Genomic DNA, 23737 nt, shown 5'->3' with positions numbered 1-23737 from the left:
TGGCGGCTTTTTCGCTTACCTTTGGTGCAGCCCATTTGTTGCTACAAAGTGCTGAGCGAAAAGAGCTGACTCAATATTCGAAACTCATTTTGGCGAATACCCAGCTTAGAAAAGACAGTATTGATAAAATTTTGTCCATTCCGATAAATAAAGAAGACCTTTGTCGTGAGAAAGATTTGGCTTTTTTGCGTGATTTTTTATGGACTCATAAGTACTTAAAAGACGTTGGACGAGTTATTGATAATAGCATCCTATGTACCGCTGGACGGGGCAATCTAAACCCTCCTGTTGTGTTACCTGCAGCGACCCAAACGTTTGCGAATGGCTATCAGCATTGGCGCGGATTGAACACCCTGTTTAATGGCCATGTGCATGTCAATTTATTAAGGAATAATCATACGATTGCATTTGTTGCCCCCAATTCTTACGCTAAAAATTTGTTCAAAACACCTTACAGTGATTTTGCTGTGACCAATTTAGAGGGGGAATATGTATTTGAGGTGCTGAGTGAATTAAGTGAGACAGAATTAATGGCGAAAATTCGCAATGCGTCGATTAAGCAACTTGCCGTGAGCGATTGTATAGAAGCGAGCGATATCTGCAGTTGGGCCTACAAAGAACGAAGTGGATTGTGGTTACAAAACACGGCTTATCTTGGTTTTCTGACCGTGATATCTCTTTTGTTGGGTATTGCCTTATTTGGCGTGATATTTCTTCAGTATAACAAATACAGCTCAATGCCAAGCCGATTAAAAAGAGCCATACGCGATGGCGACTTGTATTTGGTATATCAACCTAAGTTTCAATTGCATGAAAAAAGGCTAGTGGGTATTGAAGCGTTAGCACGCTGGGAAGACCGAAAATATGGCGTGGTTTCTCCAGATACCTTTATTTCATTAGCACAAGAACATCAAATGATGTCCAGCTTAAGCTATTTGGTTGTCGGTAAGGCGATTGCGGAGTTTAGCCATTTATTGCCCCTTTTTCCTAACCTTCAGCTCAGTATCAATCTTGTCATGAGGGATTTAAACGATGAAAAGCTACTGTCTTTCATTGATGACAAGTGTCAGGAATATGCATTACCAGCAGACCAGCTTACCTTTGAAATCACGGAAGACTCTGCGGTCGGTTTTGAGCATGTTAGTCATTCGGTGGAAGGATATTTGGCGAAGGGCTACAAAATTTCCTTAGATGATTTTGGTACAGGCTATGCCAACTTATCTTGGCTCAATGCCATTAATGCCTCAGAAATTAAAATTGATAAGGAGTTCACTCAGTCCATTGGCTTAAGCAATACTAATGAGACCATGTTGCATGCTATTTTCAAATTAATTCAAGACCTGCCAGCCACTATTGTCTTTGAAGGCATAGAAACTCAAGAACAGGAAGACTATATTAAAACACATGTTAACAATCCGTTGGGACAAGGGTGGTTATATTGCAAACCCTTGCCATTGGAGGACATTAGACAGTTTCTGCATCAGGTTGGAATGGATAAAAATTCATAAAGCACTTTCGTTTGGTCGCTTGGGCTTATTTTAGGGCTAAAAATGCACTAAGACGACACAAGGCCCTATCGATCTTGCAATGATAGTCATGCATTCTGTTGACAATATATACGCTAAGCCATCATTTGAATGCGTAAACTATGACATTCTTGTAACGACTTATTTTTCAAACACACCTCCTCATTATGGGCATAAATATTGCGTAATTACTTAAATGGTTTTTTCGTTATGTGTAACGCATGATCGTCTCAAGTGAGAGAGGTAGTAAGATGTTAAGTCGATTGTTTAAGAAATCAGATTCCTTAGATGTTGACCAACAAGAGAATGCATTGAATGACATACAGGAAGTCAAGAATTCAGAGACTACTCAATACAATAATACCTTTGATAACTTTACGCAGGGTGTTTCTAGTGCGCTGAATTTCCTACATAATTTGCTCAAGTTTGCGAGCACAGCAGGGGAAGCTCAAGACAGTTTAATGCGAGAAATAGACGTTCGTTCAAATAATTTGCGCACCGGACTCAGTCAGACACGAGAAGAAATCGAAAGCAGTACGCATAGTGCCAGCCAAGTAAAGGAAAAAACACGTCAATCGGTTGAGCAAAGAACCCAAGCAATACGCGATGAACTGGCTCGTATCAGTGATGAGTTGGATACCAAAGCCGAAGGGGCCACCAAGGTACTGAATACGATTGAAGACATAGGCAAAGGCATCCAACTGCTGGCTCTTAATGCCACCATTGAAGCAGCACGTGCTGGCAGTCATGGACGTGGTTTTGCTGTAGTGGCAAAAGAAGTGGGGGATTTGGCCAAAAAAACCATGGCGCGTACCAATGAAGCGGTCAAGCTGATTGATTTGTCGGCTGTGACTAAATCACTTCATGAGACGATGAACACCATAGGTAAAGAATTAAATGCGTTAGATGGTGAAATAGAGTCCTCCTTGTCGGACATTCAAGCGCGTTTTTCACAAATGTCTGATCGCCTAGAAAGTATTTCCGAACATAATGCTGTGGTGTTTGAGTTACTTGAAGCCAGTAAAGAGTCCTCCAACAGAACCGTGAATAAAGTGGATTGGGCGGCGGATGTGACGCAATCACTCGATTCTTGCCTAGCGATGAAAGGGAATGCAATAGAAGGAAAGGCAATAGAGGATAGTATCAATCAGTTTTTACAAGCTAATCACGTTCACAATACCCCTGCATTTGATAAGTTAGCCGACATCAAAAAACGCGGCGTGATTCGTGTTGCGGTGGACTCAGCTCTGGTTGGTGTTACCTTTCGTCCCACACCAAACGCTTCCATTCAAGGTTTAGATGCCGAATACGCGAGAGCTTTTGCGGATTGGTTAGGTGTGAAATGTGAGTTTATTGAGCATCCTTGGGATCTGTTAACAGAGTTGTTATTTGCCGGAAAAGAAAAGGGTCAACCCAGTGCAGATGTAGTTTGGTGCGCGGTACCACCAAGTGATTTTTATCAGGGCATTGCCTTTTCAAATACCTATACCTATCTAAAATTTGTTTTATGTCGACAAGCCAATGACACATCGGTCAATAATCTCTCTGATTTAGAAGGCAAAGTACTCGGCGTTGTCAATGATCCGGCAGCGTTAGTCACTTTGGAAGAGCAAGGATTTCGTTGGGCGGAAAATGAAAATAAGCCGGGTGGCAAGATCAGGCTTTCGAATCTTATCGCCTATGGCGATATTTCCAGAGTTCACGATGCATTGGCAAATGGTTCTATTGATGCCTTTGCTGCCGATCATCCGGTATTTCATTGGGCATCGGTGAACCCCGACAGCCCTTGGTACAATAAAGTGGAAGTCGTTAGCAGCATTTTACCTGAGCCATTTTATTACTCCGCTGTGGTGTCTGCCGAGCCTGCTTCATATACCTTATTAAGCGCTATTAATGAATTTATTGATGAGTTTAAACAAAGCCCACAGCGTCTAGAGATTGAAACCGAATGGCAAGGTGCAGCGATTGATCACACCCTAAGCTACCGCGACGAAGTGGGTAACTTAAATGGTATTGATGAAGTTTACTCACTTTATTTGGACAACCAGAAAAAATACTCCCTGTTAGAGGCCTAAAGTCAGTGTGAGTCTTAGGTCTTGTTAAAAACGCTAATCCTCTTTGTAAGCACTTGAAAGTTAAACACTTGCAAGTTAAGTGCTTGAAAGCAGGTTTTATTAAGTGACTGATAATGGAGTTGTGATGGGCAAACATGGCTTGAATAGAGCTGTGTTGTAACCATGCTCTGTTTGTTTTACCTCTTATTTTGGCCCGATGGCTAGCTTGCGTCTCCTTATTCCTCTGCTATGTTTAAATTGGAAACATGCAAAGAGGATTGACTGCCATGCAAGCGCCTGACCTGCCTGAAAATGAAACCAGCCGATTAAATAACTTGCGCTCTCTGTGTGTGTTGGATACCCCTCCGGAAGAACGATTTGACCGTGTTACCCGAATCGCTAAACGTATGTTTAATGTGCCCATTGCCCTCATTAGCCTAGTGGATGAAAATCGGCAATGGTTTAAATCCTGTATTGGTTTGGATGCTGTGGAAACGTCGCGGGATGTTTCTTTCTGTGGTCATGCCATTTTGGGCAGTGAGCCCTTTATTATTCCCGATGCTTCGAAAGATCAACGCTTTCACGATAATCCCTTGGTAACTGGGGCGCCCTATATTCGTTTTTACGCAGGCGTGCCTCTTTCCTATGTGGATGGCAGTAAACTCGGTACTTTGTGCATCATAGATGACAAACCTCATTTTCTCACCAATGAAGACATTGAAGATTTGGTTGAACTCGCCACCATGGCGCAAAATGAACTTATTGCCACTCATATTGCCACCACAGATGAACTCACCAATGTCTTAAATCGAAGAGGTTTTATGAGTCAGTCGCACAAACAAATTGCTTCTGGCGACCCTCTCAAAAAAGAAATATATACCCTGGCTTATTTTGACCTTAACGGCTTTAAACAAATCAACGATCAATTTGGGCACCAGATGGGGGATAAAGCGCTTAAAAATTTTGCCGCCTTACTACAACAAAAATTTCGTCATTCGGATATTGTAGGCCGATTAGGAGGAGATGAGTTTGTTGTATTATTAAGAGGCGCTACCTTAGAGCAGGGAGAGCAAATGATGGTGCGTTTTAAGGAGGCGGTACAGGATTTCAACAAAGAATCAAAACAGCCCTTTGAACTAAAATTTAGTGTTGGTTTAACGACAACTCATAATCAGGAAATGAAACCTCTGGAAACCCTCATTTATGAAGCGGATCAATACATGTACCAAAATAAATCCAAACAGAGTAAAGCGGCACATTAATAGGGGGGGGCTATTTTAATTCAATTTCCACAAAGACAAATTCAAAGCTATTTTCATTAATAACATTGTGTTTTACCCCCTTTCCTCTTGAGTAGGAAACACCTGTCGTTAAATCTGAATAAAATCGTCCATCTTCCGTTTCAATGGTGAGCCTTCCCGTGGTTTGTGGCACCACAATATAATCATATTCATGAGTATGAAGAGTGGTTTCAGCCCCAGGCGCAAAACGCCATTCGGTGACAATAGCGCGTTCATTTTCCAATTGTACAGTAGGTACGGCAACGGGGTTAGCAGGACTTTTTATCATGAATTCACCTTGCATTGAAAACATTAACTACACTTGTAGCACACGACTATAAACGACAGGAGTCTACTATGCTGCGTTTAACATATCTCATCAGTTTCTTGCTGTTTAGTCCAACCCTTTTTGCGATTGACTACAGCAGTTTAGAATGCCCTGATAATAAAGATTTTTTTACCCATACTCTTATTCAAGACAATGATTTAAAAGCCATCATCCCTTTAGGCGAAGTTGGACCGTCAAGCCACACATTGCCTGTGCATCACAATTACGTCAATTTAATTCCATTGGACGAAAACGATTATTCCAAAGGCTCTATCGCTGCTAATGTGTTGGCGCCCTTTGATGGTGAAGTGGTTGCCGTTGAATGGAATACCGAAAAAAACGATTGGGCATTGCACCTGCGGCCTTGTGCAGACATCAAAATGTATTTATTGCACTTACGTTGGTTAAATCCAACTCTGATGAACGCCATAGGTTCATTAGAACCAGAAGATACGGCTTCTTTTGGGGACGATCCAACACGCTTTAAAAAAGTGGATATTGATGTCAATGCTGGCGATATTTTGGGGGTTGCGGGTGGACCAGGTATTACCTCATTTGACTTGGGGTTAATGGATTACCAGGTTCCTGCTAATGATTATGTCAATCCAGACCGTTATGATATTGACAGCTTTATTGCGGATCTTGAGCTGTTTGGCAATTGGACGGAAGAACTGGTTCGTGCTGTTATTCCGGATAGATTACAACAAGTTTGTGGTTTGGATTATTTTATTGAGCCTATTCAAACTGAATTAAAAAACAAACTCGGCTCCTTTATGTTTGCAGCCGCCGCCGAAGGCATACCTCCTTGCCAACACCACATGCGTGATGTAAAGGGCACCATGGCGGGTAATTGGTTCCAAGATCCTAGTGTTTCTTGGTTAAGCATTAATGAGCAGGAAACCTTATCGGCCACAATTTATAATATTGATCCTGAATTAAGTGTCATTGGTCTGAATCAATTCTTGTTCCCTGATTTAGCTTTTGATGCGGATTGGTATTTCTTTCCTCAGCCCGCTGGATTGGTGAATCGTGCTTTTGAAGAAATGGACAGCACCACTCGAATTTTTTGTTATTCCGGCATGAAAAAAGGTGACGAAATATTTGCAGGCGCCATGCTTGCGTTATTATCCGGTACTGACAAAAATGAGCTACTCATCGAATACATACCAACAGACACTTGTGCTGATTTAGAGGTGCCATTTAGCTTTCAAGGAAACCAGATTACTCTTTTTCGATAAAAGGCATTTCGATATAAGGCATTTAGATAAAAAACGCTAAAGACGGTTTTCTAAGTAGATGACGTATTAGTAATGGATCTGAAATGTTAAAAAAGATGACGGTTCCATGCTCATTGACCCTTTTGATCCTAAAAAAGTGTGTGTCTGAGCAAAAAGTGGTTAATCTACCTATACATCCATATTTTGTCTGTCTGCTGAGGAAACCCCGTGTTAAGTTTTAAAATTGCCCGTCATGAAAACGCTAAACTCATTTTAAAGTACATTCATGACTTGGCAGTAGCAGAGGGCTTTCCATTTGAGATTACAGTCACAGAGTCGGATATTGAGACAAACTTGCTTGGGCAGAATAGCCATGCAACGGCTTTGATTCTTCAGTATGACGATCAGCCCTGCGGTTTTGCTGTGTTTTACTATACCTTCTCGACGACGACAGGAAAGCCTGGTTTACACCTTGATGATTTGTACGTAGAACCGGAATTTCAAGGTAAGGGAATAGGTAAAAAGACTCTCGTTCATTTGGCAAAGCTTGCTCAACAACAAGACTGTGCTCGGTTTGAATGGTGGGCACTTAAAACGAATGATTCAGCCATAAAATTTTACCTGTCTATGGGAGCTCAGCCTTTAGAAGAGCTGTCTGTATTTCGCTTAGATCAAGCGCAAATTGAACGTATAGCCACAGAATAATCCTGATCGATTAAGAGTATGTCATAGACTTGATATGAGTTTACTTCAGGGGTAGAAGTTTTTTCTTGCCTTTAAATTTATATTACACGTAGCACTACAGCGTAAATTTACTCGTAGTTTTTCTTGGCTTTGGTCACTTTTTCTAAGTATTTTCGAGACTCCGCTCTGGGGTGATCGTATCTGAGCCTTTGATAAACGGAACTGGAGGAGTTCTGATTGATCTTGTCCATAGCGACCGACCGATCGCTGTCGAAGGTCTTGAGTACGTTTCCAGTACCGCCGTTATAGGCAGAAATCATGGAATATTCTTGACTGGTTTTGTTGCGAACCTTGACCAGATAACGGGTTTGCAAAATGTGTAGGTAGGCGCTGCCTATATCGATGTTTTGTTCAGGCGAGAACAAGACTTGTTTGCTCGGTTGGCCAGACTTTTTCTTGATCAGCTTATAGACATCACGTCCAGCGGTTGCGGGTACCACTTGCATGAGTCCGTAGGCGTTGGCAGGGCTAACCGCGTAGGGGTTAAAAGAACTTTCGGTTTCGATAATACCGTAAATGAGTGCCGGTTCTAGATTGTAACGTTTGGCCGCGGCCAGAACGTATTGACTGTATTTTTCTTGGCGCAAATGTTCGTGTTTTTCCACCAGATCAAATTCGACCGCATAGACTGGCTTGCCGTTATTGGTGCTGCGTTCAAGTTGATTGGTCACCAGATAATTGGCATAGCGCCCGGCTCGCCAGGGGTATTTTACCAGCACACCTTCGTTGTCCATGACTTGTGGGTATAAGAAGGGAACCCCATCGGTATTTGGGGCAGAGCTGGAAAAAATGTCGGTTTTGGTTGGGTCGGCTGTGGTCAGTAGGGTGGCAGTCACGGCACTGATTAAGGTGTCTCTTGGGTTACGAGTATCAAGGGTTTCCACTCGTACTTTGCCTTTATCAAAATCCACAATGGCGCGAGCTTGGTAATCATTGACGTATTTGACGTACTTTTTCTTATCAGGCAGCTGGCTATTATTTTTGCCCCATTTCTTTTTCACCTGTTGATCAAGGTTTTTGTATAAGGTTTGAATGGCTTTTAAATCGGCGCGAATGTGATCGCGAGTGATTTTTGCTTGTGCAGTGATGGCCTTAACATCATCAAGGCTATCAGCATCTTGTACCTGTTTGGATAACTGTTTGACGGAATTAACCGAATCGAAATTCAAAATGGATTGGCAACCGCTGAGTAAAAACAGCAAAACACCACAAGAAGACAATGCCGTAAGGCGACCCCAATTTTTGTTCATCAATCCCTGCCCATCAATCAAAAGCTTGTTGAGTGTATCAAGATAACCTTGTTTTTCCCATGCTGGCATTTGCTGTCATTAAATAGCTGGATGAAATCGACTTTGATTATGGAGAACGAATGCTCATTTGACCTAGAATGGAAACTCTCTATTAATGTGTTTTTATCTTAAAAGGATAAATGTATGTCTCGATATTATGCTTGGGTTAAATGGAATCGTGGTGAGAATGAAGCCTTTACAGACAACCAATACAGTCGAGGCCATGAATGGCAGTTTGATGGCGGTTTAATCGTCCCGGCCTCATCGTCGCCCGATGTGGTGCCATTGCCTTATTCGGTGGCGGCCAATCTTGATCCGGAAGAAGCCTTTGTGGCTGCTTTGTCCAGTTGCCATATGTTGTTCTTTTTGTCTTTCATTGCCAAGCGTCACTACCTAGTCGTCCCTGAATAATGGCGTTTTAAATCTAAAGCGCCATTATTCAAGGGTGACGAACAAGCCAGAGCGAAATTATCTGACTTGTTCGTAGTTTCCTTAATTCTCAAAGAAAAGAAATATTCTCGGTTATAAATATAATTAACTTCAAACCATTACGGTATACGATTTAATAAATGCCAATTCCATACAGGATTGATAAAAACTTTATGGTGTTGCTATTTTTATATTATTACCCTCTAGATATATAATAAAATCTCGACCTTCAAAATTAATATAAAATGGGCTTTCCGCTTCATGCTCTGGCACTATTTTTTGTAATTTTTTATTAACAATATCATATTCCCATATACAAGCAAAAGCACCAGAATTATCAAAATAAAAAGCATTGCTATCATTCGCCCATGAAAACCGACCAATCAGAAAATCAGCATGACCTACAGAAAAAAGCATTTCAGATTTATAATTTTTATAATCATTTAAAATAACGGTTTTATAGCCATAAGTAATAGATGATGGATTGTCTATATATCTCGATACAGCAGCTTCATAAGCTACCTCCCAATCTTTTATTTTACGATTAAACTCTTTTTTATTAATTTTCATAGATGAACTTACAGAGTAATAAGGCAATACAGTATATCGATTATTAGGAGAAACTAATGGCTCATCATCTTGAGACCTAGATCTAACTTTAATATCGCACTCATAGATAGCATTAGCTGAACCGATATTATAACAATAAAAAACGCCTTTTTTACGATCAGGAGAGAATATGAGTTTCTCATCCTTAATATCAATTTCTGCAGCATAAAACATTAAGTCAGTATTTTTTGTTGAATAAACCTCATGATTTTCACCCGTTATAATATTATTTTCATAGATGGAAATGGTTTGATTGGCTGCATTTTTTTCAACATAAAGTAAATAAAGACTTGAATTAACAACCGCTCCCATTGGGTGATAGCGATAACGATCTGAATCATCAGAATCTATTAATGTTTTTTGCTGCCATGGTTTATCCAAAACAACATCCAAATCTTCTTGCATATTTTCTTTAAAACTAATAGCCGCTTCAACGCTGTCGTATTCTGGATAGCTCATTCCTTTCTTTAGGGCTTTATTTAATGGAGTATTATTAATAATACGTTTTGGTGTTTCATTAAGAAGATTCTTCTCTATAAGCAGATGATCTAAATTTACAATCTCATTAAATTCTAGACTAGGAATTTTATCATGATTACCTTTTAAATAACTTTCACCATCAAATTTCAAATCATTTTTATATCGATGCTCAGCAAGAACTATTTGTTCATTATCACGATTGGGGTAATAGATTACTTTAGTTTTAGTGATAACTCGCAGGTCATTATAACCATTAGTCTTAGTGGATAAAACTTGAATATAAGACTTGCCTTGCTCATGTATTTTTCTAAGTGTAGGATTATTATGAATGCTACAAAAAACATCTCCACGATTCCTATGATAAGTCATGGGTAAAGATGTTAATATAGGCCTCAATTTTTTATCTTTTATATTTGCTGTATCAAACAAAGTTAAATGATTTCCATCGGATGCCATAGACATACACGAACCGGAATAACTTATATCTAATCTTACGCCAACAGCTCTCGTAGTATCAGTTAGCATATAAGGCGCAGTATCTAACCACATCCTACCTTTCTCAACTCTAATTGTTGCATCTTCATAAATATATTCTTTATAAGTTGCAAGAACTTCAGTGTTAGCTTTATCAATTATTGAAACTATCCAAATAAAATAAAAATTTTCATTTAAAACAAGAACTGAAGATAATATCTGGTTATCATCTTGCGGTAGGGGCTTACAAACAGAATCAAAAATATCAAAATTAGGCTGCTCACTAACATCAAAATTAGAAGAATACACTAAATGTTGAACTTCAGTGCTACACTTTGACTGCCTTCCCCCAATAGCACTATTAGAATAAAAAAAAGAGAACGCAATCATTATGATAAGATAAGTAGTTGTTTTTTTCATTTTAGATCCATTAAATAAAACTAACTTAAGAGTATTACGCGCATATATTTTCATAAAAAACGATTAAAATCAAATTATCAGAAGAGAAATTGATTCTAAGCTTAGTTTTTTACCTACAAACCGAACAGTTCAAAAATGTTAGCAATAATATTTTTCCATATAAGACTATTGTCCACGTCCTCTAAACTGAGACAGACATAATTAGAGTTTTCTGTAATGATTAATACAGGAGACGATTATGAAAAAATCACGTTGCACAGAGACACAGGTCATCGCAGTATTAAAAGAAGTGGATTCCGGAATGAAGGTAGAGGAAGTATGTCGTCAGCATGGAATCAGCAATGCAACCTATTACAATTGGAAATCCAAATATGGGGGGATTACCATTCCATAGAGAATCTCTTGATGCCTATCTGTTTGAGAGCCTTAGCCAAGTAAAAGAAATGGCTTGGTTCTGGCGATTGGATTACAACGAAGAGCGAACACATGAAAGTTTGGGTAACCTGCCTCCGGCAGCTTACCGAGCAAAACTGGAAAACTCTAGTTTAGAGCTATACCAATAGTGGTCAAGTGAACACCATCTACAAAGGTCTATCTAACAATAAACAACAAACTTGCCGTGCAGTCGAGCTTGGAAATATGTTACGAGTAGATTGGATGATACGGTCTATGTGGGGTTAATTCGTCTAAACGATGAGTTGGGGCGCTTAAAGTACTAAAATAGTGAGAAAGTTATGACTAAATATCACTTTTTAAGAATTGCTGGTATGCTAAGCAATTCAGGTTAAAATTATCTAACTTGTTCGTATTTCTCCTAATTAATTTGCGATTTTATAATACTATCCACTTAATCATGAGTTGTGGGTTTGTTAGCTGAAATTGCCTTTAATATTGTTGAGATTTTTTAATGGAAAAAAGTAATGGAGTATGATTGTTTTGAAATCTAAATATTTAATTTCATGTCTAAAATGCATTTCAATGTTTTTGATGGCCTTATTTCTTTTGGGGTGTAATGATTGGCCACAAAGGTCACCAGATTTTGAAATTAAAATCACAGATGATAAAACACTACTTTTCACATGGATAGATGTGCCAGACGCAAAATATTATGAAATTGTAGATCAAAATAACGGTATAGCAACTGTTGCGACAGTGAAACAGGGGGTGCAAAGTTATAACTATAAATTTAAATATTCATTATATGATTTTGGTACTAGTGGTAAGTTTAGTATTAGAGCATGTAACGAATCCGGTTGTAAGAGCGGGTATGGTAAGTATGTGTATGATGAAGTTTTCAATGAATTGGTAGAACATTTAGCGCCAGATTATGATTTGCATAATAGTTTTTCTTATGCAATTGATATAAGTGATGATGGTAAGGTGTTAGCCGTAGGTGGTACTTTCAAAACAATGAAAGCTGGTTTAAGCAGTGAAAGCGAAACAATATCAAATGCGGTATATATATATACCGCAACTGGAAGAAGGTGGCATCAGAAAGCAATTATTAGAAGAGATGATACAGATCTTAGTGATGAATTTGGTGTATCTTTAAGCTTGAACTTTGATGGAAGTATTTTAGCAATTGGTGCGGCTGGACGAGAAGATTCCTCTGGTGCAGTATATATCTATTCTGGATCACCAGAAAAGATCATTGATCCTCTCAATCATATATCACTGCTAGTAATAAAGGAAAAGGTGATTATTTTGGAGGAGCAGTAAGCTTGAGCCATGATGGCTCAATATTAGCTGTTGGTGCATTTGAAGAGGATGGAAGAGCTAGTGGCATCAATCAACCTTATAGCGATGAATCAGATCAAAGTGGTGCCGTCTATGTATATGCTCATAAAGAAAATAGTTGGTACGAAGAGGCATATCTAAAATCATCTAACAATTATCGTGGCGGTAACTTTGGTGCATCATTAGATGTTAGTCAAGATGGGAGAACAATAGCTGTTGGTGCTCCTTTTGCGGAGTCTGTTTATGTTTTTAGAAAGTCGGAAAATAGCCAAGATTTAATAAATACTTCAGGCTGGTATGAAGAAAAGAGATTTTCAAGTAGGTCTATATTTTCTTCATATTATACTTATCCATTCGAACCAACCACTTCTTTTGGTTATTCTGTAAGTCTATCAAATAATGGAAATAAAATGGCAGTTGGTGCACCAATGGCTAATTATTATGCTTTTTATAAAATTACCGATGAAGGTAAGAGTGATGATCTTAATAATAAAGGAGCTTTAGATAATGATCATTTTTCTGAAGGAGCAGTTGTCTTATATAATTATGTTGATGGTAAATGGGATGATGGAAAAGAAGTAAGAGCACCGAATGCTAATCGATTAGATAATTTTGGTATGAGTGTTAGTTTAAATGCTAAAGGTACAAGGTTAGCAGTTGGTGCTCCATTTGAAAGCAATCGTCTAGACGGTTTTTATTCGACTTACACTAATAAGTATAACGGATTAGCGAAAAAGTCTGGCGCTGTTTATGTTTATGATGTAAGTGAAAGTTTCATTAGTAATAATGGGTATCTGAAATCGCTTGTACAAAATAATATTGACCTTTTCGGGTTCGCTATAGATACAGATAGAAATGGAGTACTGGCTGTTTTATCTCCACATGAAAAAGCTTCCTCTCAGGACGATTCTTCATCAAATGAAACCTTCAGTGGAGAAGGGGCGGTTTATGTGTATTGAATTTTTAGTGAAAATCAATAAAAATATTAATAGTCTTTGTTAAATTATTTCTCCCTAATAAATGGCATTTCATATAAGGAGTGTCATTTTATTTTTAATCTTCCCCTCAAGAAGGGTTATGTTTAGCCATGATTTCATAAAAAATTCTAAATTTTTAGCTTATATAGGTTCTAATTGCAAGCACTTAAGATCACGGCATTGCTCAGGTTCTAGTGTGAATTCATTTTATTATTCTGCTATTCTTACTTTAATTCAGAGCTATAAAGTTGAGGAAGAAGTTGAATGAATTTTTTAGTTTCAGAGTTGAGGTCGACTTTTTCGTGATTCAAAGACGTGCTTTCTCAATGGATTGAATTCTCCCAATCTTTAGCACGCAAATTTTTAAACAGAGAAGGAAGTGTTTTTATGGTTTCATCTTATTCTCAATATTTAGAGTGAGATCTGCTGCAAATTGATCGACATCTTGATATCTCTGCTTTTTTTTTCGTTCATCTTCTAAGGTGACGGTGGGCAAAGGGGCTTGAAAAATCTGATTCATATATTGAAGATGGGAAGGAAATAGGTAGTGTTGCTCTCCTTTGGGGAAGTGATTCTCGTCTTGCCATTGTGCAAAAGCGTCACAGAAACACTTGTGAGTGGGGCGAGTGATCTGCTCATACAAGTCATTGTCTATGAGTCGAGCCAATTGATAATAGCCATGAATGTTGGCCGCAAAATCTTTATCAAAGGGAGAGGTGTAGCGAGAGGAATCACACATGTCTTGTAGGGCTTGGCTGGCAGCGTTAGCCTTCTTTTCACCAATGGCCATTAAATATTGAAGGATGGCAATTTCCCATTTTGCATTGCTTTTTTTGGTCAGAAATTTTTCGGCTTTTGTGTAAGCGTCTTCTCTATATTGGGTTTGTTGGTAATAAAGCACTTTAATAAGGTGACTGGCGACTTCAAAATAATGTCGATGCTGAGCGATTTCCAATTCGGCAGGAAGAAAATGGGCTAATGCTTCTTCATCGTTACAGGCCAAGACAGACATCAGGTCTTCTAGCAAATTGGTGTGATCCATACCGCTTCCCAGCATACTTCGTAGCAGTAGATTGTGACGTGATATTTGAAAAAGCGTGTTATTTAACACACGACAATCCTGGTCTTTGCTTTCTAACGCTAAGGAAAATGCGTGATATAAGCCAAAGTCTTGGTAATGTTTTAATAGCAGCAAATAGTATTTTGGTTTTGGATGATGACTGTCTAGCCAGCGTTCAGTTTTAAAATAGCGCTGATAGGTTTTTTCGATACTTTTTTCAAATTCTTCTAGATCCAATGGTGGATAGTGCTCATTGAACCTGTTAAGGCGTTCTTTTACTTTTTTGCGATACGACTTGAGATATTGCTTGGCAGTATGTTGTAGGGTGAATCCATTCATAATTTATTAGCCAAATTAATTACTTATGTTTTATTATTGTACGACTAGGCAGTTAAAAATCAAGGCAAGAAGACTGATGAAGCATACTATATGCATGAGGTGGTATTCATATCCTTCTAAAGTTCAAAATCCTTGAAGCCTCGATCAGTATACAGTTTGTAGGGCTGTTAAGCTGGCTTTTCTTCTATTCCTTCCCGCTCATATCTCTTTGCAACATAGGTTAGATCCCTAAGTCGCTTTTGGTGTTACTCAAGTCGTTTCCAGCCAGCTTCCCCAAGGAGTGAAAAATTACACTGGGTTCATTGCTAAGACCCTAAAGGAATCCACCATGACCCCAGCAGAGCTACACGATAAAGCCATTGTGATTGATGGTTTGATTTGCGCGAAATGGAATCGCGAATTGTTTGAAGACATGGCAAAAGGTAAGTTGACTGCCGCGAACTGTACTGTGTCGTTTTGGGAAAACTTTGAAGGCACGGTACGCAACGTGGTGGAAATGAATCAACTGATTGAGACCAACAGTGATTTGTTAACCAAGGTATATACCACCAAAGACATTCACCGAGCAAAAGCAGAAGGCAAAACCGGTGTCATGATGGGCTTTCAAAATGCCCATGCGTTCGAAGACCAAATTGGTTATGTGCAGATATTCAAAGACCTGGGTGTTGGCATAGTTCAAATGTGCTACAACACGCAAAACTTGGTGGGTACAGGTTGTTATGAGCGCGATGGCGGTTTGTCGGGTTTTGGTCGCGAAATCGTTGCTGAAATGAACCGTGTGGGCATGTTGTGTGACTTGTCTCACGTTGGCCCGAATACCGCGAAAGAAGTCATTATTGAATCCAAAAAGCCCGTCGCTTATTCACATTGCCTGCCTTCTGGTTTGAAAGAGCACCCACGTAATCGCAGTGACGAAGAGTTGAAATTCATTGCCGATAATGGCGGTTTTGTGGGAGTGACCATGTTTACGCCTTTCCTCAAAGCCGGTGTCAACGCCACCATTGATGACTATGTGGAAGCCATTCAATACATCTACAACATAGTGGGTGAAGATGCCATTGGTATTGGCACCGATTTTACCCAAGGTCATGGTCATGACTTCTTCGAATACCTCACTCATGACAAAGGCTATGCACGTCGCCTAACTCGATTTGGTGAAATCATTAACCCGAAAGGCATTCGTACTGTAGGTGAGTTCCCGAACTTGACGGAAGCCTTATTGCGTCACGGTTTCAGTGAGCGCCAAGTGTGCAAAATCATGGGTGAAAACTGGGTAAATCTTTTAGCCGAAGTGTGGGACGAATGAAACTATTGCGCTCGACTAACCATCGTTAAAAACAAACTCAAGATGCTCATTTATAACTTATAAACTCCGCTCTTTCGTTTGTTTTTGCCTCGGGAAGCCTTCGCTCATAACGTTTCAGAGCAATACTGGCTTTAAAACTTGTTTAAGAATTTAAGGAATTGAACATGTCTACACATTCACCAGAAATGCCAATTCAAGTGGACGATGAAACCGGTGTATGGACCACCGATGCTTTGCCTATGTTGTATGTGCCACGTCACTTTTTTGTCAACAACCACATGGGCATTGAAGACGAGATTGGAGCAGAGCGTTACGCCGACATTCTCTATAAAGCGGGTTATAAGTCGGCTTATTTTTGGTGTGAGCAAGAGTCTGAGTGTCATGGCATTTATGGTGCTGACATCTGGCATCACTATTTGAAGCGTTTATCCCAGCGTGGTTGGGGCTTTTTCATTACCGAGGAATTGGACATTGAAAAAGGCACAGCAAAAGTCCGTTTGGAAAATTCCGCTTTTGTTTATCACTACGAAAAGATTCACGGTAAAAAGGTCAATCGCAAAGTGGATTACATGTTCACAGGTTGGTTTGCAGGCGCGTTAGACCAGATTTTAGACAGTCAAAAATCGTCCCTTCGTACCCAGGCCACACAGACTCAAAGTGGCGCGGAAGAAGGGTGTGATGTGGGGTATTTTGAAGTGAAACCTATTTAGCGTCAGTCAGGAAGGTCTGTCAGTTTTTAACAAAGTCAGTTAAGCCATGCGGGCCGGCATGGCTTTGATCAATCCATTTCACGTATTTTCCAGTAAGCGGGAGTTCTTTATATGTCCCAGTATGATGCGCTGTTTGAGCCTCTCAATATTAATAAGTTAACCATTCGAAATCGCATTGTGAGTACGGCGCATGCGGAGGTATATGCCACCGATGGCGGTATGACCACAGACCGTTACGTGAAATATTACGAAGAAAAAGCCAAGGGCGGTTGTGGCTTGTGTATTTGTGGTGGTTCCAGTGTGGTGTCGATTGACAGTCCACAAAGCTGGTGGAGTTCGGTGAACTTGTCGACAGACCGCATCATTCCCCATTTCCAAAATCTTGCCGATGCGGTTCATAAGCATGGCGGCAAAATCATGATTCAAATTACGCACATGGGACGCCGTTCCCGTTGGGATGGGGAAAACTGGCCAAACCTGATGTCGCCATCTGGTATTCGTGAACCCGTGCATCGTGCTACCTGCAAAACCATCGAAGAAGAGGAAATTTGGCGCGTTATTGGTGACTTTGCCCAAGCGGCACGTCGTGCCAAAGAAGGGGGCTTGGACGGTGTTGAACTGTCGGCCGTACACCAACACATGATAGATCAGTTCTGGTCGCCACGAGTAAACAAGCGTACCGATGAATGGGGCGGCACTTTCGAAGGTCGCATGAAGTTTGGTATGGAAGTACTCAAAGCAGTGCGCGAAGAAGTGGGGCCAGATTTTGTAGTGGGCATGCGCATCACGGGGGACGAATTCCACCCAGATGGCTTGAACCATGAGGATATGAAACAAATCGCGCAATACTATGATGCCACTGGCATGGTGGATTACTTTGGCGTCGTGGGGTCAGGTTGTGATACGCACAATACCTTAGCCAATGTGATCCCAAACATGAGCTATCCGCCTGAGCCTTTCCTCCATTTGGCGGCGGGCATTAAAGAAGTGGTTAAGGTGCCGGTGATTCATGCCCAAAACATCAAGGATCCCAACCAAGCGAAGCGCATTCTCGAAGCGGGTTATGTGGATTTTGTCGGCATGACTCGAGCGCACATTGCCGATCCACATTTTATTGCCAAGATTAAGATGGATCAGGTCGACCAGATTCGCCAGTGTGTGGGGGCGAACTATTGTATCGACCGTCAATATCAAGGTTTGGATGTCTTGTGTGTGCAAAACACCGCGACTTCTCGTGAGTACATGGGCTTACCACATATTATTGAAAAAACCACTGGCCCGATTCGTAATGTGGTGGTAGTCGGTGGTGGCCCTGGCGGTTTGGAAGCGGCGCGTGTGGCGGCGGAACGGGGCCATAAAGTGACCTTAATCGAAAAAGCCTCTGAACTGGGTGGGCAAATCAGTTTGGCAGCAAAAGCACCGCAGCGTGATCAAATTGCTGGTATTTCTCGCTGGTTGATCATGGAAATTGAGCGTCTTGGCGTTGAGGTGCGTTTGGACACGGCAGCCGATGCTGACTTAATTCAATCTTTGCATCCAGATGTGTGTGTGTTGTGTACCGGTGGCCGTCCTTTCCTTGAGCAAAATCCTGAATGGGGCGCAGCAGAAGGCTTGGTGGTATCGACTTGGGATATCCTGAATGCTTCCGTCGAGCCGGGTAAAAATGTGCTCATCTACGACACCATTTGTGAATTCTCCGGTATGTCCGCGGCAGATTATTTGGCCTCAAAAGGCGCTCTTGTTGAGCTGGTGACAGACGACATTAAACCGGGGGTTGGCATAGGCGGGACCACCTTCCCGACTTACTACCGATCTTTGTATGAAAAAGAAGTCATTATGACGTCCGATATGCTGCTTGAAAAAGTCTATCGAGAAGACGACAAACTGGTCGCGGTATTGGAAAACGAATACACAGGTCAAAAAGAAGAGCGCGTTGTGGATCAGGTGGTCGTGGAGAACGGCACACGACCAAACGAAGAACTTTATTACGCGCTCAAAGCCAACTCAGTCAACAAAGGTCAGATTGATAATGAGGCTTTATTTGATATCAAGCCTCAGCCTGAGTTGTTGGCCGATAAACTGGACGGCATGCTGTTGTGGCGTCTAGGGGATTGTGTATCACAGCGTAACATCCATGCGGCTATGTATGATGCTTTGCGTCTTTGCAAAGATTTATAAAAGCAAAGGCTGGAGCTTGTAAATACGGCGTTAAAAGTGAACTCGAAATGCTCATTTATCATTATAAACTCTGCTTTCTCGTTCATTTTTGCCTTGTCTTTACCTTGCTCATCTCATGGTGAATAGGTTTTGTTGTTTTCAATACGCTCAATATTGAGGGTAAAACATGATTTTTGATTGGTTAATTCCTTCTTTGATCGCCACCTTGTTGGTATTGGCTGTCATTGGCGCGGTACGACGTGCGAGTCTTTGGCGCGCAGGACAAGCGGAAAAAGTGGCTATCTTGGCCGGGTTACTGGCCATGCCAAAGCGTTATCTTCACGATCTCCACCATGTGGTAGAGCGCGATAAATACATGTCTCGCACTCATGTGGCGACAGGGGGTGGTTTTGTCTTAGCCATGGTGTTGGTGATCTTGGTGCATTTGTTCGACATTCAAAGTCGTATTTTGGCTTGGATGTTATTGGCTGCCCTTGGCATGATGTTTTGCGGTGCTTTGTTTGTCTTTAAGCGCCGCCTTAACCCGCCTTCGCGCCTTTCAAAAGGGCCGTGGATGCGCCTGCCGAAAAGTTTACTCACCTTTGCCATTACCTTTTTTGTACTGACTTTACCTGCGGCAGGCATTCTGCCGGAGAGTTTTAGTCTAGGTAACATAGGTTTAACCCTAGTGAGTGGGGTATTGGCCTTATTAGTGATACTCAGTCTAGGTGAAATGCTGTTTGGCATGACATGGGGTGGCCCGATGAAGCACGCTTTTGCGGGGGCTTTGCATTTGGCCTTTCACCGTCGTCCTGAGCGTTTTGGAGGTGGTCGTTCTACGGGATTGAAACCTGCCAATTTAGGTGGCGAATCTCATGGTGTGGCGAAACCAGAAGACTTTAAGTGGAATCAGTTATTAGGTTTTGATGCTTGTGTACAATGTGGTCGTTGTGAAGCCATGTGTCCCGCCTTTGCGGCAGGACAGCCACTCAATCCGAAAAAGCTTATCCAAGATATGGTGGTGGGTTTAGCGGGTGGCACGGATGAAAAATATGCGGGCAGTCCTTACCCTAATGTGGCGGTGGGCAAGGCGAGCGGCTCGCCACAAGAGATCATCACCGAAGGTTTGGTCAGTGCCGACACCCTTTGGTCGTGCACCACTTGTCGTGCTTGTGTGGAAGAATGCCCCATGATGATTGAGCATGTGGATGCTATCGTCGACATGCGACGTTTTTTGACCCTTGAAAAAGGCGACACACCAAACAAGGGTGCTGAAGTATTAGAAAACATCATAGCGACGGACAATCCAAATGGTTATGCGCCGGGCAGTCGTACCCATTGGGCGGCGGATCAAAATTTGTCGTTGATGAAAGAGGTTAAAAAAGCCGAGGTGCTGTTTTGGGTCTCGGATGGTGCCTTTGATATGCGCAGCCAACGCATCCTTAGAGCCTTTGTGAAATTACTTAAAGCCGCTAATGTGGAGGTAGCGATTTTAGGTGACGAAGAAAGAGACAGTGGTGATGTGGCGCGTCGTTTAGGAGACGATGCGACTTTTCAAAGTTTGGCAAAACGCAACTTGGCGACCTTAGCTCAGTATGAATTTAGCACCTTGGTTACCACGGATCCGCATGCCTTTCATTGCTTGAAAAATGAATACGCAGACTTTGATCAAGCTGGTGCTTTGCAAGGTGTTGAGGTGTTGCACCATACGACTTTCCTAAATCGCCTGATTGAGCAAGGCGTGTTACAAGTCGATGCTTTTAAAGGTGGCAAGGTAACCTATCACGACCCTTGTTATCTCGGTCGATACAATGGCGAATATGAATCACCGAGAGCGTTATTGTCCAGCTTGGGCATTGAAATAGCGGAAATGGAACGCTCTGGATATCGCTCGCGCTGTTGCGGTGGCGGTGGCGGTGCGCCGATTACCGACATTCCTGGTGAAAGACGTATTGCTGATATGCGCATGGAAGATGTGGTGGCAACGGGAGCGGAATTGGTTGCGGTGGGTTGTCAACAATGTACCGCTATGCTGGAAGGGGTGGTCGAGCCCCGTCCACAAGTTCGGGACATTGCTGAAATCATGGCCGAACATTTGATTGAGGGAGCAGCATGACAGAACATGAAGATATCCTACGTCGTGATCCCAGGGCCGAATGGATAGCACGCAATCGCCTTCACCCTTTGCATCAAGCCATGACGCAAGTATCGGCAGTGGTGCGTGGACCATCAGGCTTAATACGGAAAAACCCCCACCAAGTGGGTTTTATTGGGCCCAATGGCATTAAGCGAATTGATCGTTTAGCGGGTAATGGTCAAGCCACTGCTGGCGCGAAACGTCGCAGTGTTGCGGCACAAGAGGTGATATTGCCATTGCATCAAGTGGTGGAACCCAATGCTTATATTATGGTGGTTCCGGATATGGCAGGTGGGCGTCTGACGGCGCAAGATAAAGACATTTTGGGCTTGGCTCATGAACTAGCGAAGCAACGAAAAGCTGTCAATGCCGAGGAGAATTTAGCGGTTGTAGCGGTATGTTTTGGTGAATCCAAAGAAACTCAGTTTGATGAAGCGGGTGTGGATCGTTTGGTGCATTTATCTGCCGCTGAATACGAAGGCTTTGCTCCAGAACAACGTCTTCAAGCTTTATTACAATTGGAAACCAGGTATCAGCCGAAGCATTGGTTGTTCCCTGACAGTGTGCATGGTGGTGCCGATTTAGCATCGCGTTTGGCTGTGAAACTGGGTGAGCGTCCTGCGACACAAGCTTGGCAGGTGTCCATCGATACGACGACGTGTCGTGCCGCGTCTGCTAGTCAGGATATTCAACGTGATACGCCACGTATTCTGATGTTGTTAGAAGAGTGTGGCCAAGCGATTGATGAAACCCGCCATGAAGTCTTGCCTTTAGCACTTGAGCTAGAACAAGATACCGTTGAGGTTCGATTGGAAGATCAAGGCTTGATTCCAGTAGACCCTAACGCTGTGCCGTTAGCGGAAGCGGAATTTATCTTATCGGCGGGCAATGGTATTCATAATTGGCAACAATTTCACGCTTGTGCCGCTTTGCTTGGGGCAACGGAAGGCGCCAGTCGAGTGGCGGTGGACGATGGTTATATGCCGAGAATGCGCCAAGTCGGTGCGTCGGGCACTTGGGTGACGGCGCGAGTCTATGTGGCGGTGGGTATCTCGGGTGCGATACAGCACATGCAGGGCATTGGTCAGTGTGACAAGATAGTTGCCATCAATACAGATGCGGGCTGCGATATGGTGAAACGGGCGGATTTAGCTGTGATTGCGGACAGTGAAGAAGTGCTAGCCCAGTTGTGCCGTTTGGCAGAGCAGCACACGGGCAAAACATTGCAACAGAATGAAGCGACTTCGGAGGTGAGCCATGTTGCCTAAAGTATTGGCTCTGGTTTCAATTGGTCGTCATCCTCAATCAGGCCGTGAGCGTCGTGCTGAGGAAGATGGTCGTGCGGTTGAAATGGGTCTTCTTCTGCAAGAGCGTCAATTAATGAGTTTGTCTGTGGTGCATGCTGGTAGCGCAGATTCTCCGGTATTGCGTCAATACGCAGGCATGGGTTTATCTAAATTGTCGGTTCTAGCACAGCAAGCCAATGAGGATGTTTTATCGCCCTTAATGGACTATATTAAGGCGCAAGAAGCCTCACTCTTGCTAATGGGTGTCAGATCAGAAACGGGCCAATCTTCAGGTATGTTGCCGTATCTATTAGCGGAAAAACTAGGGTGGCCACTTTTGCCTAGGGTAGCTGAAATTCAGTCCATTGATGATGGAGTGGCACAAGTTTTGCTGGCGTTACCGAGAGGTCAAAGACGTTTAGTAACGGTGGCGTTACCTTTCGTAGCGACCCTTGATAAGGCGGCGAAAGCGCCTCGTCAAACGGCTTTTGGACCAGGCCAGCGGGCTGAAATTGAATCAATAAGTACCATGTCAATTGCAGATGAGGTCGCTGCCCAATGGCAGTTTGTACCCGCTAAACCAAGACCGAAGCGTATGAAGGTGGTAAAAGCCAAAACGGCGGCAGATCGTTTTAAAGCGGCAACGGCTAAACCCACTGGAGGCGGGGGTAAGGTGTTGAAAAACGAAACGGTGGATGAAAAAGCGCAAGCCATTTTTGACTTCTTGTTGGAAGAAAAAGTGATTCGTTAGTATTAAACCGTGATTGAGGTGACATTATATGATGATTGTCAATTTGATTGATGAAGTGGATTTCAAAGAAAAACTGATTGCCCTAGGAGCTCCTGTATGCCAAGAACAAAGTTTGGAGGAGGTTCAGTCTTCGCTTTTGGCTTGGTTGAAAGCCTATCCAGAACAAGTCCCTTTTATAAGAGACCTCTGTGAAGAGATGCAAAAAGACAACACCACAATATTGCCCGATGTGTCTAAGGTAATAACGTCACTCATTTAATTTTTTATAGAAGGTGAGAGCCAGAAGGCTTGTTGGTACCTTCTGCGTTCCTTACCAAAGAATAGGTGATGGAATCACATTTCCTATTCTTTACTCATGATTGCTGGCTTTGACTCAAGCCGTTTTTCTCATACTTTTCCTGTCAAGTGATGGCGTTATTGAATACGT

At 42.1% G+C, this 23737-nt stretch carries 19 protein-coding genes and 2 pseudogenes; 17 read left to right on the top strand and 4 right to left on the bottom strand.

All coding sequences use genetic code 11. From position 1 onward, the window contains the following. The first annotated feature begins 35 nt into the window (after positions 1–35). The 3 genes from ABXS85_RS04715 (at position 36) to ABXS85_RS04705 (ending at position 4842) form a co-directional block, all read left to right on the top strand. Positions 36–1508 carry an EAL domain-containing protein gene (locus tag ABXS85_RS04715; RefSeq protein ID WP_353668882.1) on the top strand — a complete coding sequence of 491 codons (1473 nt, stop codon included), beginning with the start codon at positions 36–38 and terminating at the stop codon, positions 1506–1508. A gap of 269 nt (positions 1509–1777) precedes the next feature. Further along, entirely contained in the window at positions 1778–3601 is a 1824-nt protein-coding gene (locus ABXS85_RS04710) for a methyl-accepting chemotaxis protein (protein ID WP_353668881.1), read from the top strand. Positions 3602–3867: 266 nt separating this feature from the next. Beyond that, positions 3868–4842, top strand: coding sequence for a sensor domain-containing diguanylate cyclase (locus ABXS85_RS04705; protein ID WP_353668880.1), 975 nt, complete (start codon positions 3868–3870; stop codon positions 4840–4842). A gap of 10 nt (positions 4843–4852) precedes the next feature. Here the strand turns inward: ABXS85_RS04705 and ABXS85_RS04700 are convergent, their stop codons facing one another. Next, complete coding sequence (locus tag ABXS85_RS04700) at positions 4853–5149, bottom strand: cupin domain-containing protein (RefSeq protein WP_353668879.1); 297 nt, start codon at positions 5147–5149, stop codon at positions 4853–4855. Between the two features lie 68 nt (positions 5150–5217). On the opposite strand from ABXS85_RS04700, the gene ABXS85_RS04695 reads away from it, so the two are divergent. Next, positions 5218–6426: a hypothetical protein gene (locus ABXS85_RS04695; protein WP_353668878.1), complete on the top strand. Its 1209-nt coding sequence runs from the start codon at positions 5218–5220 to the stop codon at positions 6424–6426. Between the two features lie 207 nt (positions 6427–6633). Continuing rightward, a complete protein-coding gene (locus tag ABXS85_RS04690; protein WP_353668877.1) occupies positions 6634–7110 on the top strand; it encodes a GNAT family N-acetyltransferase in 477 nt (158 codons plus the stop codon). Positions 7111–7217: 107 nt separating this feature from the next. On the opposite strand, the gene ABXS85_RS04685 is transcribed toward ABXS85_RS04690, so the two are convergent. Then, the gene (locus ABXS85_RS04685; RefSeq protein WP_353668876.1) at positions 7218–8468 is read right to left on the bottom strand and encodes a murein transglycosylase domain-containing protein; all 1251 of its coding nucleotides are present in this window, start codon (positions 8466–8468) and stop codon (positions 7218–7220) included. Positions 8469–8582: 114 nt separating this feature from the next. Between ABXS85_RS04685 and ABXS85_RS04680 the strand changes: the two genes are divergently transcribed. Beyond that, positions 8583–8849, top strand: a complete 267-nt coding sequence (locus ABXS85_RS04680) for a hypothetical protein (protein WP_353668875.1) — start codon at positions 8583–8585, stop codon at positions 8847–8849. 189 nt (positions 8850–9038) lie between these two features. Here ABXS85_RS04680 and ABXS85_RS04675 read toward each other — a convergent pair whose 3' ends face one another. Then, entirely contained in the window at positions 9039–10850 is a 1812-nt protein-coding gene (locus ABXS85_RS04675) for a hypothetical protein (RefSeq protein ID WP_353668874.1), read from the bottom strand. Positions 10851–11088: 238 nt separating this feature from the next. Here ABXS85_RS04675 and ABXS85_RS04670 point away from each other — a divergent pair. From ABXS85_RS04670 to ABXS85_RS04655, 4 genes and pseudogenes are all read left to right on the top strand, one after another. Then, positions 11089–11232 (top strand): annotated as a pseudogene (locus ABXS85_RS04670) (transposase); the annotation flags it as partial. A 4-nt stretch (positions 11233–11236) separates the two neighbouring features. Continuing rightward, a pseudogene (locus tag ABXS85_RS04665) lies at positions 11237–11413 on the top strand (integrase core domain-containing protein); the annotation flags it as partial. Positions 11414–11777: 364 nt separating this feature from the next. After that, a complete protein-coding gene (locus tag ABXS85_RS04660; RefSeq protein WP_353668873.1) occupies positions 11778–12569 on the top strand; it encodes a hypothetical protein in 792 nt (263 codons plus the stop codon). A 2-nt stretch (positions 12570–12571) separates the two neighbouring features. Continuing rightward, a complete protein-coding gene (locus tag ABXS85_RS04655) occupies positions 12572–13546 on the top strand; it encodes a hypothetical protein (protein ID WP_353668872.1) in 975 nt (324 codons plus the stop codon). 403 nt (positions 13547–13949) lie between these two features. Here the strand turns inward: ABXS85_RS04655 and ABXS85_RS04650 are convergent, their stop codons facing one another. Further along, positions 13950–14963: a hypothetical protein gene (locus ABXS85_RS04650; protein WP_353668871.1), complete on the bottom strand. Its 1014-nt coding sequence runs from the start codon at positions 14961–14963 to the stop codon at positions 13950–13952. Between the two features lie 328 nt (positions 14964–15291). On the opposite strand from ABXS85_RS04650, the gene ABXS85_RS04645 reads away from it, so the two are divergent. From ABXS85_RS04645 to ABXS85_RS04615, 7 genes are all read left to right on the top strand, one after another. Continuing rightward, positions 15292–16269 carry a dipeptidase gene (locus ABXS85_RS04645; RefSeq protein ID WP_353668870.1) on the top strand — a complete coding sequence of 326 codons (978 nt, stop codon included), beginning with the start codon at positions 15292–15294 and terminating at the stop codon, positions 16267–16269. Between the two features lie 164 nt (positions 16270–16433). Then, positions 16434–16979 carry a DUF5943 domain-containing protein gene (locus ABXS85_RS04640; RefSeq protein ID WP_353668869.1) on the top strand — a complete coding sequence of 182 codons (546 nt, stop codon included), beginning with the start codon at positions 16434–16436 and terminating at the stop codon, positions 16977–16979. Between the two features lie 111 nt (positions 16980–17090). Continuing rightward, positions 17091–19157 (top strand): dimethylglycine demethylation protein DgcA, encoded by a 2067-nt coding sequence (dgcA, locus tag ABXS85_RS04635; protein WP_353668868.1) that lies wholly within the window; start codon positions 17091–17093, stop codon positions 19155–19157. A 166-nt stretch (positions 19158–19323) separates the two neighbouring features. Next, the gene (locus ABXS85_RS04630) at positions 19324–21252 is read left to right on the top strand and encodes a (Fe-S)-binding protein (protein WP_353668867.1); all 1929 of its coding nucleotides are present in this window, start codon (positions 19324–19326) and stop codon (positions 21250–21252) included. Next, on the top strand, positions 21249–22541 hold the full coding sequence (locus ABXS85_RS04625; RefSeq protein WP_353668866.1) for an electron transfer flavoprotein subunit alpha/FixB family protein: 1293 nt from the start codon (positions 21249–21251) through the stop codon (positions 22539–22541). The genes ABXS85_RS04630 and ABXS85_RS04625 overlap by 4 nt, the downstream gene beginning before the upstream one ends. Continuing rightward, the gene (locus ABXS85_RS04620) at positions 22531–23310 is read left to right on the top strand and encodes an electron transfer flavoprotein subunit beta (RefSeq protein ID WP_353668865.1); all 780 of its coding nucleotides are present in this window, start codon (positions 22531–22533) and stop codon (positions 23308–23310) included. The genes ABXS85_RS04625 and ABXS85_RS04620 overlap by 11 nt, the downstream gene beginning before the upstream one ends. Positions 23311–23338: 28 nt before the next feature. Then, positions 23339–23569 carry a hypothetical protein gene (locus ABXS85_RS04615; RefSeq protein ID WP_353668864.1) on the top strand — a complete coding sequence of 77 codons (231 nt, stop codon included), beginning with the start codon at positions 23339–23341 and terminating at the stop codon, positions 23567–23569. Positions 23570–23737 lie beyond the last annotated feature (168 nt).

The organism is Marinomonas sp. THO17, from assembly GCF_040436405.1.
In the GTDB taxonomy this organism is placed as follows: Bacteria; Pseudomonadota; Gammaproteobacteria; order Pseudomonadales; family Marinomonadaceae; genus Marinomonas.
Note: the sequence above shows the minus strand (reverse complement) of the source record. Positions and strands in the feature narration are given on the sequence as shown.

Coding starts and splice junctions, on each gene's coding strand:
- ABXS85_RS04710 (WP_353668881.1), top strand. CDS start 1,778: ATGTTAAGTCGATTGTTTAAGAAATCAGATTCCTTAGATGTTGACCAA.
- ABXS85_RS04705 (WP_353668880.1), top strand. CDS start 3,868: ATGCAAGCGCCTGACCTGCCTGAAAATGAAACCAGCCGATTAAATAAC.
- ABXS85_RS04700 (WP_353668879.1), bottom strand. CDS start 5,149: ATGATAAAAAGTCCTGCTAACCCCGTTGCCGTACCTACTGTACAATTG.
- ABXS85_RS04695 (WP_353668878.1), top strand. CDS start 5,218: ATGCTGCGTTTAACATATCTCATCAGTTTCTTGCTGTTTAGTCCAACC.
- ABXS85_RS04685 (WP_353668876.1), bottom strand. CDS start 8,468: ATGCCAGCATGGGAAAAACAAGGTTATCTTGATACACTCAACAAGCTT.
- ABXS85_RS04680 (WP_353668875.1), top strand. CDS start 8,583: ATGTCTCGATATTATGCTTGGGTTAAATGGAATCGTGGTGAGAATGAA.
- ABXS85_RS04675 (WP_353668874.1), bottom strand. CDS start 10,850: ATGAAAAAAACAACTACTTATCTTATCATAATGATTGCGTTCTCTTTT.
- ABXS85_RS04660 (WP_353668873.1), top strand. CDS start 11,778: ATGATTGTTTTGAAATCTAAATATTTAATTTCATGTCTAAAATGCATT.
- ABXS85_RS04650 (WP_353668871.1), bottom strand. CDS start 14,963: ATGAATGGATTCACCCTACAACATACTGCCAAGCAATATCTCAAGTCG.
- ABXS85_RS04645 (WP_353668870.1), top strand. CDS start 15,292: ATGACCCCAGCAGAGCTACACGATAAAGCCATTGTGATTGATGGTTTG.
- ABXS85_RS04640 (WP_353668869.1), top strand. CDS start 16,434: ATGTCTACACATTCACCAGAAATGCCAATTCAAGTGGACGATGAAACC.
- dgcA (WP_353668868.1), top strand. CDS start 17,091: ATGTCCCAGTATGATGCGCTGTTTGAGCCTCTCAATATTAATAAGTTA.
- ABXS85_RS04630 (WP_353668867.1), top strand. CDS start 19,324: ATGATTTTTGATTGGTTAATTCCTTCTTTGATCGCCACCTTGTTGGTA.
- ABXS85_RS04625 (WP_353668866.1), top strand. CDS start 21,249: ATGACAGAACATGAAGATATCCTACGTCGTGATCCCAGGGCCGAATGG.
- ABXS85_RS04620 (WP_353668865.1), top strand. CDS start 22,531: ATGTTGCCTAAAGTATTGGCTCTGGTTTCAATTGGTCGTCATCCTCAA.
- ABXS85_RS04615 (WP_353668864.1), top strand. CDS start 23,339: ATGATGATTGTCAATTTGATTGATGAAGTGGATTTCAAAGAAAAACTG.